Here is a 13929-nt window from a genome sequence, read left to right on the forward strand (position 1 = left end):
ACCGTCACCGGTCCTTAACACCCTCCACCGCAAGATGAGGGGATGGAGTGGAGCGTGCCGTGAAGACCTGTCTCGTCGTCGACGACAGCCGGGTGATCCGCAAGGTCGCCCGGCGCGTCCTAGAAGACATTGGCTTCGAGATCGCCGAGGCCGCCGATGGCGTGGAAGCCCTGGCCTGGTGCCGGGCGGCGATGCCCGACGCCGTGCTGCTGGACTGGAACATGCCGGTGATGAACGGGATCGAGTTCCTGCGCCACCTGCGTCAGGAACCGGGCGGCCAGGGCCCGACCGTGGTCTTCTGCACGGTCGAGAACAGGATCGAGGCCATCCGCGAGGCGCTGGACGCCGGCGCGGACGAGTACATCATGAAGCCGTTCGACGGCGACATCATCGCAGCGAAGTTCGCCGAGGCGGGCCTGCTGTGACGCCGGAGGACATGGACCTGCTGGCCGCCCTGGCCCGCCAGCGCGCCGGCCTGCGGATCGAGAGCGACAAGGCCTATCTGGTCGAGAGCCGGCTCAATCCCCTGGCCCGCCGCGAAGGCTTCGAGTCGATCGAGGCGATGATCGCCGCCCTGCGCGCCCATCGCGAGGACCGGCTGATCTGGGCCGTGGTCGAGGCCCTGAGCCTGAACGAGACGGCTTTCTTCCGGGATCGCGAGGTGTTCGCCCACCTGCGCGACGAGTTGCTGCCGTCCCTGTCCAGGCTGACGGACGACCGTCCGATCCGGATCTGGAGCGCGGCCTGCTCGACCGGCCAGGAGGTCTATTCCCTGGCCATGACCGCCGCCGAGGCGCGCGACATCGCGGCCGGCGCCCGGTTCGAATTCTTCGGCTCGGACCTGTCGGACCGCTGCCTGGAGAAGGCCCAGAGCGGTCTCTACACCCAGTTCGAGGTCCAGCGCGGCCTGCCGATCCGCCTACTGGTCAAGCATTTCGAGAACCACGACGAGATGTGGGCGATCAGTCCCCGCATCCGCCAGGCGGTCCGCTGGCGGCGGATCAACCTGCTGGCCGACCTGTCCTCAATGGGCCGGTTCGACGTCATCCTGCTGCGCAACGTCCTGCCGGGCCTGGACCCCGCCGTGCACAGCCGGGTGATCGACAGCCTCGCCGCCCGCCTGGAGGACGACGGCGTGCTGCTGGTCGGCAGCGGGGAGTCGCTGGAGGGCGTCACCAACGCCGTGCGGGCCGTATCCGGCCAATCGGGCCTATTCATCCGCGCCGCGGCCTGAGGCGGCCTCAGGCCCGGGCCGCGCCCAGCCTGGCCCCTCGCCCGCGCCAGAGCGCCAGCATCCGCGCCCAGGGCGTCGCCCGCTCCCGCTCCGGCAACGCCCTGACCAGCTTGCGATAGAGGGTCTGGACCGGTCCCGGCGCCGTCAGCGTGGCGGAGAGATCCAGCGCCTCGATCATCGCCACGGCCTCCTTGCGGTAGTCGACAGGCAGCCGGCCGGCGTGCGGCGCGGGCGTGCGGCAGTCGCTGAAGTCCAGCCTCACGCCGGTCAGCACCTCGATCGCCGTCGCCATGGTGCGGGCGTATTCGGGATCGGCGCCCAGGCGGTCTACGTCGATGACCAAATCGGCGCGCGGCAGGGCCGCCACATAGGACAGCACATAGACCGCGAGGAAGGCTGCGAACGACACCCGGGCGGGCGCCCGCTTCAGCCGCCTGCGCACCGCCTGGATGCGGTCGGCGAGCTCGCCCTTCCCGGCCGCCAGGCCCAGCCGCCGGGCTCCGGCCTCGCCGCCCGCGGCTTCGGACAGGATCACGTACTGGCAGAGCTCGAAATAGGTCGGCCGGGGCCGCTTGCGCAGCGAATAGAACGACCGCCACTGCTGCACCGGGTCGCGGATCAACACGATATGGGTGCCGCCAAACCGCCGCCGCAACCAGCCGATCCGGCCCAGCGTGCGGCAGCAGGCCAGCACCGGAGTGCGGTCCTCGCGCCGCGCCGCCGCGATCACCGTCTCGACATAGGCGGCCTGGCCGGGATCCTCCTGCTCGGCCGGCAGGAAGTAGCCGTCCAGAGCCAGGCGCGTCTCGAAGGCGCGGACGCCGCCGCCCGGCTTCAACAGGCCGGCGAACTCCGACAGGTAGGGCCGGCCTTCGTTCGGGTGGCGTAGGCCGCTGGTGGCCGGCCGTTCGCGCTCGATCCATTCCGGCGTCAGCCGGGCCAGCTGTTCGTGCCAGGGCTCGTAATAGGCCGTCACCTCGGGGACGGCGCGGAAGCGATGCCACACATAGGTGCTGGAGCACCGCCAGCCGCTGTGGACGAAGATCGGCGCGGAAGACGGTCGCGGCAAGTCGAAATCACCCCCGTGGACAGACGACCACAGGCTGAGGCCCCAGCTTGGCTGGCGGATATCGGTTCAGGTTGGACCGGAAGGAGATTTGTAACCGGGGCGCTACGCACGACATCGAATGCTACGAAGCGCGACCGCAAATTGCCGGGTCGTCTCCAAGTTTCACTCTCGAAATCTCGAAATGAAGCCTGGGACAGGCCCGGCGCAAGGACACGGGCGCGAAAAAGCCCGCCGATTCGGAATCGACGGGCTCGTTCGAAGACCCGGTCGCCCGGGCCTTGAGCTTTCGACCAAGGACTACTTGGCGTCCTTGGCCGTGTCGGTGACGGCCTTGCCGGCCGACGAAACGTCCTTGCCGGCGCCTTCGACGGTGTTGCAGGCGGCGACGGTGAGACTGGCCGCGATCGCAGCCAGGATGATGAGCTTGCGCATGGGTCTTCTCCGGTGATCGCCCCCACTGGGCGTTCAAGGTGTTGCCTCAGTTGAACGTGGGGCGTGCTTGCTAGGTTCCGGTCGCGGCTGGCTCGACCGGCGGCGCCTCGGGCGTCGGGAACACCAGCCGCACCAACAGGCCGCCGGCCGGCGAAGCGTCGAACAGCAGCTTGCCGCGCAGTTGCCGGGCGAAGGCGGTCATCAGGGTCCGGCCCACCCCTTCGACCGGCCCCATGGGCGCGCCGGGGCCGTCGTCGCCGATCGCCAGCTCGGCCTCCTCCCCCCGCACGAAGAAGTCGACCGTCAGCGTGCCGCCGCGTTCGGCCAGGGCGTGTTTCTGGGCGTTGGTGATGGCCTCGACCGCGAACAGGGCCAGGGGCGCCAGGCGATCGGGGTCGATGACCAGCGGGTCGGCGTGGACCTCGGTGCGGATGGCGCCGCCGGTCGACATGTCGCCGGCCAGCAGGAGGGCCGTCAGCTCCTCGAGGAACGGCCGCAGGTCCACCCGCTTGAGGTCGGGGCCCTGGTAGAGCGCGCGGTAGATCTGGGCCAGGGCGGTGATCCGCTGGCGGGTGTCGTTCAGGGCCGTGCGGGCGGCGGGATCGGTCAAGGCCCGCTGCTGCATGTTCAGCAGGCTCGAGATGATCTGCAGGTTGTTCTTCACCCGGTGATGGATCTCGCGCATCAGCGCGTCCTTCTCGCCCAGGCTGTCGCGCAGCGAGGCGTCGCGGGCGACGATGCCGGCGGCCATGTCGTCGAGGGTGGCGGCCAGTTCGCGGATCTCGGGCGGGGCGCGCTCGGCCTGAAGCGGGCGCACGGTGAACCGGCCCCGGGCGTAGATGGCCGCGACCCGGCGCAGATAGACGATCCAGCGGATCACCGCCTGCTCGGTGGCGTAGAGCACGGCCGCCAGGGCCAGAACGAAGGCCAGCAGCGGCGCCAGCAGGCGCAGCATCGGGTTCAGCCAAGCCCACGAGGCCAGGCCCGGGGCCTTGGCCGACAGGATGACGAACACCTCCTGGCCGACCAGCGGCGCGGCCGAGAAGTCGCGCGGGCGGTCGTCGGCGTCGCGGCCCGACCACAGGGCCGAGCCGCCGTGGAGGGCCTGGTCCCGCCAGGCCATGGACGGGGTTCCGAACGCCCGCCGGTTGGTGGCGGCGAAGACGTGGCCCTCCGAATCGGCCAGCGCCACCTCCGCCCCGCCCGGCAGGTAACGATTGGCGGTCTCCGGCTGGATGGACGACAGGGTCAGCACGGCGGCCATGGCCCCGTCGAAACGGCCGTCGCGCTTTTCGGCCCGGACGGCGGTCAGGACGGCGGGCTCGTCGGCGTAGGCGACGCCGGGAATGCTGGCCACCACCATGTGCGACCCGGCGGCCAGGCGCTGGAACCACCGCCGATTGGCGCGCGTGGCGTCCGGCGGCGTGGTGGCCGCCGCGCACGACACCCGGCCATAGGCGTCGAAGCGAATCAGGTTGGCGTAGCCCGGCAGGCGCTGCTTCACCGTGTCCAGCCGCTGGGTGCATTCCAGCCCGACCGAGCCAGGCCCCAAGGTCTGGAGCAGGACGCCGGCCGCCTCGATGCGGGCCCGGGCGATCGCGGCGCTGCGGCCGGCCGCCAGCTCCAGGCTCTGGCGACGCGAATCGGCCTCCGCCTTGAAGGCGAAGACCGATTGCAGGACGCCGAGGATCAGGACGGGCAGGAGCGCGAGAAACAGCGCGCCGGCCAGCCGGACCCGGATGGATCCGACCGCGCCGGCCCCTCGCCCGAGGAGGGACTTCACCGCAGGGTGCTCAGTCTCTCCGCGTCGGCCAGGATGGCGTACATGGCGTCGCCGGCGGCGGCGCCGTCGCGGTCGTAGGCGCCGGCCTCGAGAATCGCCTGCAGGGCCCGCCGCGCCCGGCTGACCCGGCTCTTCACCGTGCCCACGGCGCAGCCGCAGATCTCGGCGGCCTCTTCGTAGGCGAAGCCGCCGGCCCCGACCAGGATCAAGGCTTCGCGCTGTTCCGGCGGCAGCATGGCCAGACTGAGCCGCAGCTCGTCCAAGGCCACCGGCGCCTCGGGATCATCGACCGCCACCAGGGTGCGCTCGGCCGCTTCCTGGTCGAGCTGGCTCTGGCGCCAGGACCGGCGCTTTTCGGAATAGAACTGGTTGCGCAGGATCATGAAGGTCCAGGCCTTCATGTTGGTGCCCAGTTGGAAGCTGGCGCGGGCGTCCCAGGCCTTCATCATGGCGTCCTGCGCCAGGTCGTCGGCCGCGGTGGGGTCGCCGGTCAGGGTGCGGGCGAAGGCCCGCAGATGCGGAATGAGCGTGACGAGTTCCTTCTTGAAGGTCCCGTCACGGACCGGATCGAACGGTGACCGGCCGACTTGCGTTTCGCTCATGCTCAACGCTCTCCCGAAGGCGTCTCGGCCTTGCGCAGGATGTCCAGGAACTCGTCGGGCACCGGCTCGTTCACGACCTCGTCGAACATCTGACGAAGCTTGACGCCTATAGCCTGCTGGCGGAGCCGGGCTTCGTCGAGCGCAGCCGCCCCTTTGCGGTGATCTTCCATGGGTACGTGTTCGATCATGTCCTCGACGCCGACAAGACGCGGCGCCCGCCCCCTTTGGCCGAATGAGTGTACGCCGGATGACAACGTCGGATTCCCTATGGGGTTCCACAAGCTTGAGCGTATGATGGCAAAATTGTTGTCGGTTCGGAAGCCGCCATGGAACCGCCGTCTGAGGGTTGCGTTTATGTTCGGATGGCCGAACGGCGCAGCTTCACCGCACCGCAGGCTTTTTTGTTTCCGAAGACACTCACACGGGAGGGGTCATGAGTCTTCTTGCCCGGCTGGCGCCGCACTTGCCTTACGTTCGTCGCTATGCCCGCGCGCTGACCGGCGACCAGACCACCGGCGACCACTATGTCCGCGTCGCGCTCGAAGCCCTGGCGGCCGGCGAACGGTCGCTGGACGCCAACCTGTCGCCCCGGGTCGCGCTGTACCGCGTGTTCCACGCCATCTGGCTGTCCTCGGGCGCCCAGCTGGAGGCCCGCCGCGACGACTCGGGCAATGCGGCCGACGACGCCTCGCAGCGCCTAATGCGGATCGCGCCGCGGTCGCGCCAGGCGTTCCTGCTCACAGCCCTGGAAGGTTTCACCCCCACCGAAGCCTCGCAGATCCTGGATTGCGACTTCGCCGAGGTCGAACGGCTGATCGCCGAGGCCCAGAGCGAGATCGACGCCGAACTGGCCACCGAGGTCCTGATCATCGAGGACGAGCCGGTGATCGCGGCCGACATCGAGGCCCTGGTCAAGGAACTGGGCCATGACGTGATCGACATCGCCGCCACCCGCGGCGAGGCGGTCGACGCCGTCACCCGCCGCACGCCCGGCCTGGTGTTGGCCGACATCCAGCTGGCCGACGGCTCGTCGGGCATCGACGCGGTCAAGGACATCCTGGCCCGCCTCGACGTGCCGGTGATCTTCATCACCGCCTTCCCCGAGCGCCTGCTGACCGGCGAGCGTCCGGAGCCCACCTTCCTGATCACCAAGCCCTTCCAGCCGGAAACAGTGAAGGCGGCGATCGGCCAGGCGCTGTTCTTCCACCCGCGCCGGACCCAAAAGGCGGCCTGATCCCGGTCAGACGCCCAAAACGATCAAGGCCCCGGCTTTCACCGGGGCCTTTTTCATGGGCTTGGCGCGGGCGACCGCGAAGCGGGGTTAGTTGGCGGGCGTCTGCCTGACCGGGGTCTGCGGCGTGGAATACTGCTCGGCTTCCTGGGTGGTGGTCGCGCCGGTGGTGTGTTCGACGCCAGCCAGGTCGCCCGAGCGCAGCCCCCAGGCGCCGAACAGCGCCGCGGCGGCCAGCACGGTCGAGATGACCAGCACCCAGAAGACATGCTTGCCCCAACGACCCTGGCGCGCGCGGGTCGCGTTGACGACGGGATGGGGGTGTTCGAGGTCGGCGGGCATCTTGAGCCTCCTTATCGGGCGGCGGAATAGGCTCCCGCGCCAGGTTTCGTCGGCGCGCTGGAAGCCAGGTTGTCGTTGAAGTGCTGGAGAACGCCCGCCGACGCCGCCACCGCGACGATCACCGCCAGGGCCATGATGCGGTTGCGCCGGACCCTCTGTCGGCGCGTCGGCGCGCTCTCGAAGGCCAGACCACCATGCTCGGCTCTGAAGGTGCGGATCACGACGTTTGCTCCCCGGTGCGAGGCCACGCGGCCTTCGGGAAATCAACGTCCGGTCCCTCGCGGCGTTCCCTTTCAGGCTTGGCCGAAAGGGAACGCGTCACGGAAAATAATCGCGGGAAGAGTGAAAAAAGTTTCGCGCGGCGGGAACCGCCTTCTGGAAGCGGCGTTTTCGAATTGCGGAGGCGGCGACGCCCCCCCGACTTGAGGCTGGTGAAAGCCAGCCTGCTGCCTCCGCACCCTACCCTTGAACGACCGTTCGGCGGACCCGTTTGGATCCGCCTTTTTCGTGCGCGTTTTGGGCGCGCCGGTCTGGCCGCGGCTAGCGCAGCTTTCCGTCCAGATCGAAGCGGATGTCGGCCTGGCGCCTCAGGGGCCGGTTCTCGCCGTCGTTGGTCATGGCCCCCGCGTCGCCCGCCGCCCCGACGTCGAACGCCACGTTGCTGTAGCCCATCTTGTCCAGCGCCCGCGTCACGACTTCGGCGCGCTGCTTGGACAGCGCCAGGTTGGCGTCGGGGGCCCCGACGGCGTCGGCCAGGCCGACGACCCTCACCGAGGCGACCTTGCAGCCCGTGGCCAGGGCGTCGGCGCCCTTCAGCACCGAGCGCGCCTCGTTGGTCAGCTGGGCCGAACGGCTCTCGAAATAGATCTGGACCGAGAAGTCCTCGCAGCTGGGGGCCATCTGCACGATCTGCGACCGCGTCTTGGGCCAGGGATGGCTTGTGCATCCCGCCACCACCAGGCCGCCCAGCGCCGCCGCGCCGATTATCGCCCGTCCGATCGTCTTCATCGCTTGCCCTCTCTGACGCCACGGCGCGCAAAAGGCGGCCGACGCAAGCCGGCCGCCTTTACGAGGGTTCGGCCCGGCCCGCCTTAACGGGGGCTGCCGTCTTCCCAGTAGTAACGACCGCTACGTGAGTCGTAGTAGTAATACCGTCCGGCGCGCTCGTCATAGTACTGACGGCGATTGACGTTGGTCGCGCCGCAGCCGCCGTCCTCGCGGCAGCCCTTCACGGCGCCGATGGTGCCGCCCAGGGCCGCGCCGACGGCGGCGCCGGTGGTGGCGCTGCCGCCGCCGACATTGTTGCCGACGATCGCGCCCGCCAAGGCGCCCAGGGCCGCGCCGCCCGCCGCGTTGCGTTCGGTGTTGCCGGTGGCGGTGCAAGCACTGGCCAGCACGCCGACGCCCAAGAGGGCGATCAAGGTCTTGTTCATCGTGGCTCTCCGTTCGAGCTTGTCCCACGCAGGCAAACGAGCCGCGCCCGCCAACGGTTCCGGGAACCGCCGTCAAGCGCCGCCGTTTCTGGTCTCGAACCTTCCTCGCGCATCCGCGCCCTGGCCCGGCGCCCCGCGCGCCCTGGAACTTCGCATGCGTGTGGAAGTCGTCACCAACATCGCTTCCGGCTCGGTGGGCAAGGAGGCGCCCGCCCAGGCCGAGGCCATCCTGGCCGAGCACGGGGTTACGGGACGGGTCCACGCCCCCAGCGAGGGCGAGCTGACCGCCTGCCTGCGCGACGCCCTCGATTCCAAGCCCGACGCCCTGCTGGTGGTGGCCGGCGACGGCACCGCGCGGGCCGCCGCCGAGATGGCCGGCCCCGACGGCCCCCTGATCGCGCCCCTGCCCGGCGGCACCATGAACATGCTGCCCCACGCGCTGTACGGCGCCATCCCGTGGCCCGAGGCCATGGCCAACTGCCTGAAGAGCGGCCGGGAGCGGATGATCTCCGGCGGCGAGATCGACGGCCGGCTGTTCTTCGTCGCCGCCATCCTCGGCAGCCCGGCCCTGTGGGCGCAGGCCCGCGAGGCGGCGCGGGCTGGCCGGGCCGCCCTGGCGCTGATGCGCGCCCGCCGCGCCCTGCGCCGCGCCTTCTCCAGCCGGCTGCGCTACGTGCTGGACGGCCGTCCCAAGGGCAAGACCGAGGCGCTGAGCCTGCTGTGCCCCCTGGTCTCGGCCGACCTGGACGCCGACGCGCAGGCCCTGGAGGCCGCCGCCCTGGATCCCGCCAGCGCGCTCGACATCTTCCGCCTGGGGGTCAACACCGTGACCGGCAACTGGCGCAACGACCCGTCGGTGATCGTCGGCCGCTGCCGGATCGGCAAGGTCTGGGCCGGAGGTCCGATCCCGGCCATCCTCGACGGCGAGCCTGTGCGGCTGGGCGACACCGTCAGCATCCGCTTCCGCCCCAAGGCCTTCCGCGCCCTGGTTCCCGCCTCATGACTCCGCTCAAGCTGGTCCAGGTCTCCGATATCCATTTCGGCGGCGAGCACAAGGCCGCCGTCGAGGCGGCGGTCGAGCGCATCCACGCCGAGCGGCCCGACCTGGTGATCGCCGCCGGCGACCTGACCAAGGACGGCAAGATCGAGGAATTCGACGCCGCCCAGGCCTGGCTCGACCGCCTGCCCCGGCCGCGCCTGGTCACGCCGGGCAATCACGACACCCCGTTCGCGGGTCCCCGCGAAATCCTGACGCGGCTGGTCGCCCCGTGGCGACGCTACGAGCGCCGGTTCGGCGAGCGGATGAACAGCGATTGGGACGATCCGCGCGCCACGGTCGTCACCCTCAACTCGGCCCGCGCCTTCCAGCTGCGGCTGAACTGGTCGAAGGGCGCGGTGTCGCGCCGCCAGGTCCGCGAGGTCTGCGCCGACCTGAGGGGCGCGGCGCCGGGGGCCCTGAAGATCGTGGTCTGCCATCACCCGCTGATCGAGATGATCGGCGGCCCGATGACCGCCCGGGTACACGGCGGCACGGCGGCCGCCCAGGCCTTCTCGCACGCCGGGGTGGACCTGGTCCTGACCGGCCACATCCACGCGCCGTTCGTGCATCCCTATCCGTTCTCGGACGGCTGCACCCAGGCGGTGGGCTCGGGGACGTTGTCGGTGCGCGAGCGCGGCGTGCCGCCCAGCTTCAACCTGATCGAGGTCGACGACGTCGACATCCGCGTCACCGCCTTGGCCTTCGAGCGCACCCGGTTCACGACCTTCCGGACATGGTCGGTGCCGCGTCGCTGCGCGCCCGAGGGCCCGAACGAAAACGGCGCGACCGAGGTCGCGCCGCTCCGGATCTAGAAGGCTGGAACCGATCAGGCCGGCTCGGGATAGGTCCAGGCCTCGCCCTGGCCCTTGGCCGCGGCGAACTGGGCGTCGGCGAACGCCCAGTTGGGCAGGACGTCGAACCAGGCTTCCAGGAAGCCTTTCCGATTGTTCTGGTGGTCCAGGTAGTAGGCGTGCTCCCACAGGTCGCAGACCAGCAGCGGGGTGACGCCCGGCTTGGTCAGGGTGTCGTCGGCGTCGTGGGTCGAGATCACCACCAGCTTGCCGTCCTGCACGGCCAGCCAGACCCAGCCCGAACCGAAGTGACCGACGCCCTCGGCGACGAACTTTTCCTTCAGGCCGGCCAGGTCTCCGAACGCCTCGGCGATGGCGGCGGCCAGCTCGGTCGACGGGGCGGCCTTGTCGGCGCTCATGCAGTCCCAGAAGAACGCATGGTTCCAGGCCTGGGCGGCGTTGTTGAACACCTTGCCGGGGCCGGCTTCGCGGATCACCGCTTCCAGCGGGCGCTTGTCGCCTTCCGGCAGCAGGCCGTTCAGCGCGTTCACATAGGCCGCGTGGTGCTTGTCATGGTGGAAATGAAGCGTGTTGGCCGAGATGGTCGGCTCCAGGGCTTCATAGGCGTAGGGGAGGTCGGGGAGTTTGAACATGATCGCTCCAGGGCAAAACGCCCCCGGAAGATGGGCGGGGAGGCCCAGAAAACCAGAGGCGGGAAAGGCTCGTCTTGTCGATTGCCGCTAACGCTGCGGCGGTTTTTGCGAATCCAGCAGCGCCTTGGCGACGATGGCCGCCAGGGCCGGGTTGCGGAAGGCGATGATCCCAGCCGCCAGGCCGGCGCCGACGGTCAGGATCGGGCGCTCCTTGACCATCTCGATGGCCTTCTCGGCGAAGGCCAGGGCGTCCGGCGCGGGGGCCGGGCGGGCCTTCTCCTCGGCCTTGAGCGCGGCCAGCAGGCCGGCGAGGCCGACGACCGCGGCGGCGACCGCGGCGACCACCGCCGCCGCGCCGGCGGCGCCGAGATGGGGCTGCAGCACCGCGAACAGCGCGAAGGCCGCGGCGAACACGCTCACGGCAGCGGCCGCGGCGATCGCCGCGGCCGCTGCCAGGGTCGTCAGGGTCTTGCCGAAGATCACTTGTCGCGGCCGCCGCGGTTTCCGGCCAGCAGCAGGCCCAGCAGGACGCCGACGCCGAGGCCGGCCAGGGTGGCGGTGATCGGCCGCTCGCGAACGCGTTCGCTGACATAGCGGCTGGCTTCGTCGACCGATTGGCCGGCGGTGTCGGTGTAGGTGCGGGTCTGGGCGCGCAGGGTTTCGAGGCCCTGGGTCAGGGACGCTTCGATGCGCTTGGCGGCGTCGGCAAGATTGGCCTTGGCGGCCGAGGCGGCCTCGCTGAAGTTGCCGCGGGCGGCGTTGGCCGCCTCGCCGAAGCTGCGCTCGGCGTGGTCGAGGGCGGCGCCGGCGTTCGACGAAGCCTTGCTGGCTTCCTTCAGGGCGGGATTGAGGGCGTTGTCGGGCATGATGATCTCCGGTTCGCGGCTCGGCTTGTGGGGGGCGGGCAGCTGCAGAGCTGCGCCCGCACAACGCGAAGCCAAGGCGACGAGTTCCATTGTAGCCTTAAGGTTGGAGCTTCACCACAGGGGATCTTCACCCCCGATGGCGGGGCGCCGGCTTTATCGATCTCGCGCCTCGCGCGAACCCGGTTTATGGTCGAATCATGGACGATGCGGGTGGAACGCTGACGGATGATCAGGAGGCGCGGCGGCTGCGCGCCCTCGACGCCCTTCGCGTCTTCGACGGCGACCCGGCCGACCCCCGATTCGACCGCATCGTGCGCCTGGCCTCGCGCCTGTTCGGCGCCCCGCGCGCGGCGATCCGCCTGATCGGCAGGGACCGCGTCTGGCTGAAGGCCAAGGTCGGGTTCGACCATCTCGAGGAGCCTCGCCCCCCCGGCCTGGCCGAACGGCTGCGCGAGAACCGCGTGGTCGCCCATCCCGACCTCGCCGGCGATCCCGACCAGATCCTGCGCCCCTGGTGCGCGGACAGCCGCTTCTTCGCCTGCGCGCCTCTGAAGACGGCGTCGGGCGAGATCGTCGGCCTGCTGACCGTCGAGGATCCCGCGCCCCGCGACGCCGTCGACCCGAGCCTGACCGAGGCCCTGGCCGACCTGGCCGCCCTGGCGATGGAAGAGCTGCTGCACGACGCCGAGACCGCCCGCAACGTCGCCGAGCGCACGCTGGACAGCGAACGGATCGCCCTGGCCCTGCACGCCGCCAACCTGGGCGAGTTCGTCTGGGACGTCGCGGCCGACACCGTCCGGGTCAGCGCCCGGATGGCGTCGATCACCGAGGTCCCCGAAGGCGTCGCGCCGGCCCAGGGCGGCGAGGCGCTGTACGGCTTCGTGCACCCCGACGACCGCGAGACGGTCCGCGCCGAGGTCGAGGCCCAGCTGAAGGCCCAGGGACGCTACGAGGTCGAGTTCCGGCGCCAGGCGTCCGACCCGCACAAGGTGGTCTGGAACCGCGTGGCCGGCCTGCTGGTCCGGGATTCCGGCAACCGGCCGCTGCGGCTGATCGGGGTGGTGCAGGACGTCACCGCCCGCAGGGACGCCGACGACCAGCGCGAGAACCTGCTCACCGAACTGGACCACCGGATCAAGAACATCCTGGCCGCCGTTCAGTCGGTGGCCGGCCAGTCGGCCCGCAAGGCCTCGTCCCTGGACGGCTTCCTGAAGGCCTTCAACGGCCGGCTGAAGTCGATGAGTTCGGCCCACGACCTGCTCAGCGCCGCCCGCTGGCGCGGCGCCACCCTGGCGCGGATCGCGGCGGCCGAGCTGGGGGGCCTGGCCCCCAACCAGACCCGCTGGGACGGGCCGGAGCTGTTCCTGACGCCCCGCGCGGCGGCGGCCCTGTCGCTGACCCTGCACGAGCTGGCCGTCAACGCCGTCAAGTACGGCTCGCTGTCGGTCGAGAGCGGCCGGGTCGAGGTGGTCTGGCGCGTGGCCCCCGACGGCGGCTTCAATCTGGAATGGCTGGAGACCGGCGGGCCGATGACCTCGCCGCCGGACGTGCGCGGCTTCGGCATGACCCTGATCGAGGACGTGGTCGGCCGCGAGCTGGGCGGGCGGGCGACCGTCGAATACAAGCGCAGCGGCGTCACGGCGATGATCCACGCCGCCGCCGACGCCCTGATCGACGAGCCCGAGCCGGAGCCGGTCGAGACCCCCGACGCCCGCATCGTCGAAACCGTGGGCGGCGGCGACGACAGCTTCAAGGCCGGCGACATCGCCGGGCTGAAGGTGCTGATCGTCGAGGACTCGCTGCTGCTGGCCATGGAGCTGGAGGCGGGACTGGAGGATTCGGGCGTCGAGGTGGTGGGCTGCGCGGCCGAGCTGTCCGAGGCGCTGCAGATGCTGGAGCTGTCGTTCGACGCGGCGGTCCTGGACGCCGACCTCAACGGCCAGTCGGTGGCCCCGGTCGCCGAGGTGCTGCGCCGCGAGGGCCGGCCGTTCGTGTTCGCCACCGGCTACGCCGACAAGGCCGCCCCGATGGGCTTCGACGCCCCGATCGTCCGCAAGCCCTACAACGTCCACCAGATCGCCCGGGCCCTGGCGTCGGTGACGGGGCGGTAGGGAAGACGGATCCATCACTTGCCCCCTACGGACCGCTTCGCGGTCGTCTTCCCCCGGAGGGGGAAGAGCGCCGGTGCGAAGGCTCCGCCCCCTCTGGGGGCGGACAGGCGGCGAAGCCGCCAGGTGGGGGCAAGTGATAGCGGGCACGATCTGTCGTCCTCACGCGGCTGGCCGCTGAGCTGATGGAAAGGGTCGCGGAGCGCCGGACGACGTCCGGAGTTCTTTGATAAATACCGTTTCGACGAAGCCCGATCGCTCCGCGCGGTCGTTTTCCGCCAGCGTCCGGTGGGCAGCCCTGTTGAGGCTTAGCCGGACCCGGTCTCGATCCCTTTCGGGAGAAACC

Annotated in this window: 18 protein-coding genes; 6 read left to right on the plus strand and 12 right to left on the minus strand. The window is 70.5% G+C overall.

Annotated elements, in window-relative coordinates:
- Window positions 1–47: 47 nt before the first annotated feature.
- Both BM066_RS14725 and BM066_RS14730 read left to right on the plus strand, forming a co-directional pair.
- Complete coding sequence (locus BM066_RS14725; RefSeq protein WP_165916747.1) at window positions 48–425, plus strand: response regulator; 378 nt, start codon at window positions 48–50, stop codon at window positions 423–425.
- Window positions 422–1234 (plus strand): CheR family methyltransferase, encoded by an 813-nt coding sequence (locus BM066_RS14730; RefSeq protein ID WP_089929090.1) that lies wholly within the window; start codon window positions 422–424, stop codon window positions 1232–1234. The genes BM066_RS14725 and BM066_RS14730 overlap by 4 nt, the downstream gene beginning before the upstream one ends.
- Window positions 1235–1241: 7 nt before the next feature.
- Here the strand turns inward: BM066_RS14730 and BM066_RS14735 are convergent, their stop codons facing one another.
- The 5 genes from BM066_RS14735 to BM066_RS14755 all read right to left on the minus strand — a co-directional run bounded on the left by BM066_RS14735 (window position 1242) and on the right by BM066_RS14755 (window position 5308).
- Entirely contained in the window at window positions 1242–2303 is a 1062-nt protein-coding gene (locus BM066_RS14735) for a hypothetical protein (protein ID WP_089929093.1), read from the minus strand.
- Window positions 2304–2600: 297 nt separating this feature from the next.
- The gene (locus BM066_RS14740) at window positions 2601–2735 is read right to left on the minus strand and encodes an entericidin A/B family lipoprotein (RefSeq protein WP_089929099.1); all 135 of its coding nucleotides are present in this window, start codon (window positions 2733–2735) and stop codon (window positions 2601–2603) included.
- 70 nt (window positions 2736–2805) lie between these two features.
- A complete protein-coding gene (locus tag BM066_RS14745; protein WP_304441216.1) occupies window positions 2806–4518 on the minus strand; it encodes a sensor histidine kinase PhyK in 1713 nt (570 codons plus the stop codon).
- A complete protein-coding gene (locus BM066_RS14750) occupies window positions 4515–5120 on the minus strand; it encodes a sigma-70 family RNA polymerase sigma factor (protein ID WP_089929101.1) in 606 nt (201 codons plus the stop codon). The genes BM066_RS14745 and BM066_RS14750 overlap by 4 nt, the downstream gene beginning before the upstream one ends.
- Before the next feature lie 2 nt (window positions 5121–5122).
- On the minus strand, window positions 5123–5308 hold the full coding sequence (locus BM066_RS14755) for an anti-sigma T factor NepR (RefSeq protein ID WP_028040104.1): 186 nt from the start codon (window positions 5306–5308) through the stop codon (window positions 5123–5125).
- A gap of 245 nt (window positions 5309–5553) precedes the next feature.
- Here BM066_RS14755 and BM066_RS14760 point away from each other — a divergent pair, with 245 nt between their 5' ends.
- Complete coding sequence (locus tag BM066_RS14760) at window positions 5554–6354, plus strand: anti-anti sigma factor/receiver protein PhyR (RefSeq protein WP_089929103.1); 801 nt, start codon at window positions 5554–5556, stop codon at window positions 6352–6354.
- A gap of 87 nt (window positions 6355–6441) precedes the next feature.
- Here BM066_RS14760 and BM066_RS14765 read toward each other — a convergent pair whose 3' ends face one another.
- The 4 genes from BM066_RS14765 to BM066_RS14780 form a co-directional block, all read right to left on the minus strand.
- Entirely contained in the window at window positions 6442–6693 is a 252-nt protein-coding gene (locus BM066_RS14765) for a hypothetical protein (protein ID WP_089929104.1), read from the minus strand.
- An 11-nt stretch (window positions 6694–6704) separates the two neighbouring features.
- Complete coding sequence (locus tag BM066_RS14770; protein WP_177218463.1) at window positions 6705–6914, minus strand: hypothetical protein; 210 nt, start codon at window positions 6912–6914, stop codon at window positions 6705–6707.
- A 319-nt stretch (window positions 6915–7233) separates the two neighbouring features.
- Window positions 7234–7701, minus strand: coding sequence for an OmpA family protein (locus BM066_RS14775; protein WP_089929108.1), 468 nt, complete (start codon window positions 7699–7701; stop codon window positions 7234–7236).
- A gap of 83 nt (window positions 7702–7784) precedes the next feature.
- Window positions 7785–8126 (minus strand): glycine zipper domain-containing protein, encoded by a 342-nt coding sequence (locus BM066_RS14780; protein WP_089929110.1) that lies wholly within the window; start codon window positions 8124–8126, stop codon window positions 7785–7787.
- A 154-nt stretch (window positions 8127–8280) separates the two neighbouring features.
- Between BM066_RS14780 and BM066_RS14785 the strand changes: the two genes are divergently transcribed.
- Together BM066_RS14785 and BM066_RS14790 are read left to right on the plus strand one after the other, a co-directional pair.
- The gene (locus BM066_RS14785; RefSeq protein WP_089929113.1) at window positions 8281–9129 is read left to right on the plus strand and encodes a diacylglycerol/lipid kinase family protein; all 849 of its coding nucleotides are present in this window, start codon (window positions 8281–8283) and stop codon (window positions 9127–9129) included.
- A complete protein-coding gene (locus BM066_RS14790; RefSeq protein ID WP_089929115.1) occupies window positions 9126–9977 on the plus strand; it encodes a metallophosphoesterase family protein in 852 nt (283 codons plus the stop codon). The genes BM066_RS14785 and BM066_RS14790 overlap by 4 nt, the downstream gene beginning before the upstream one ends.
- A gap of 14 nt (window positions 9978–9991) precedes the next feature.
- Here the strand turns inward: BM066_RS14790 and BM066_RS14795 are convergent, their stop codons facing one another.
- From BM066_RS14795 to BM066_RS14805, 3 genes are all read right to left on the minus strand, one after another.
- Window positions 9992–10609 carry a superoxide dismutase gene (locus BM066_RS14795; protein WP_089929117.1) on the minus strand — a complete coding sequence of 206 codons (618 nt, stop codon included), beginning with the start codon at window positions 10607–10609 and terminating at the stop codon, window positions 9992–9994.
- An 87-nt stretch (window positions 10610–10696) separates the two neighbouring features.
- A complete protein-coding gene (locus BM066_RS14800; protein ID WP_089929119.1) occupies window positions 10697–11092 on the minus strand; it encodes a hypothetical protein in 396 nt (131 codons plus the stop codon).
- Window positions 11089–11475: a hypothetical protein gene (locus tag BM066_RS14805; protein ID WP_089929121.1), complete on the minus strand. Its 387-nt coding sequence runs from the start codon at window positions 11473–11475 to the stop codon at window positions 11089–11091. The genes BM066_RS14800 and BM066_RS14805 overlap by 4 nt, the downstream gene beginning before the upstream one ends.
- A gap of 197 nt (window positions 11476–11672) precedes the next feature.
- Between BM066_RS14805 and BM066_RS14810 the strand changes: the two genes are divergently transcribed.
- Window positions 11673–13586 (plus strand): HWE histidine kinase domain-containing protein, encoded by a 1914-nt coding sequence (locus tag BM066_RS14810; RefSeq protein ID WP_089929123.1) that lies wholly within the window; start codon window positions 11673–11675, stop codon window positions 13584–13586.
- Window positions 13587–13929: the final 343 nt, after the last annotated feature.

It is taken from the genome of Caulobacter sp. UNC279MFTsu5.1 (assembly GCF_900114015.1).
GTDB lineage: Bacteria > Pseudomonadota > Alphaproteobacteria > Caulobacterales > Caulobacteraceae > Caulobacter.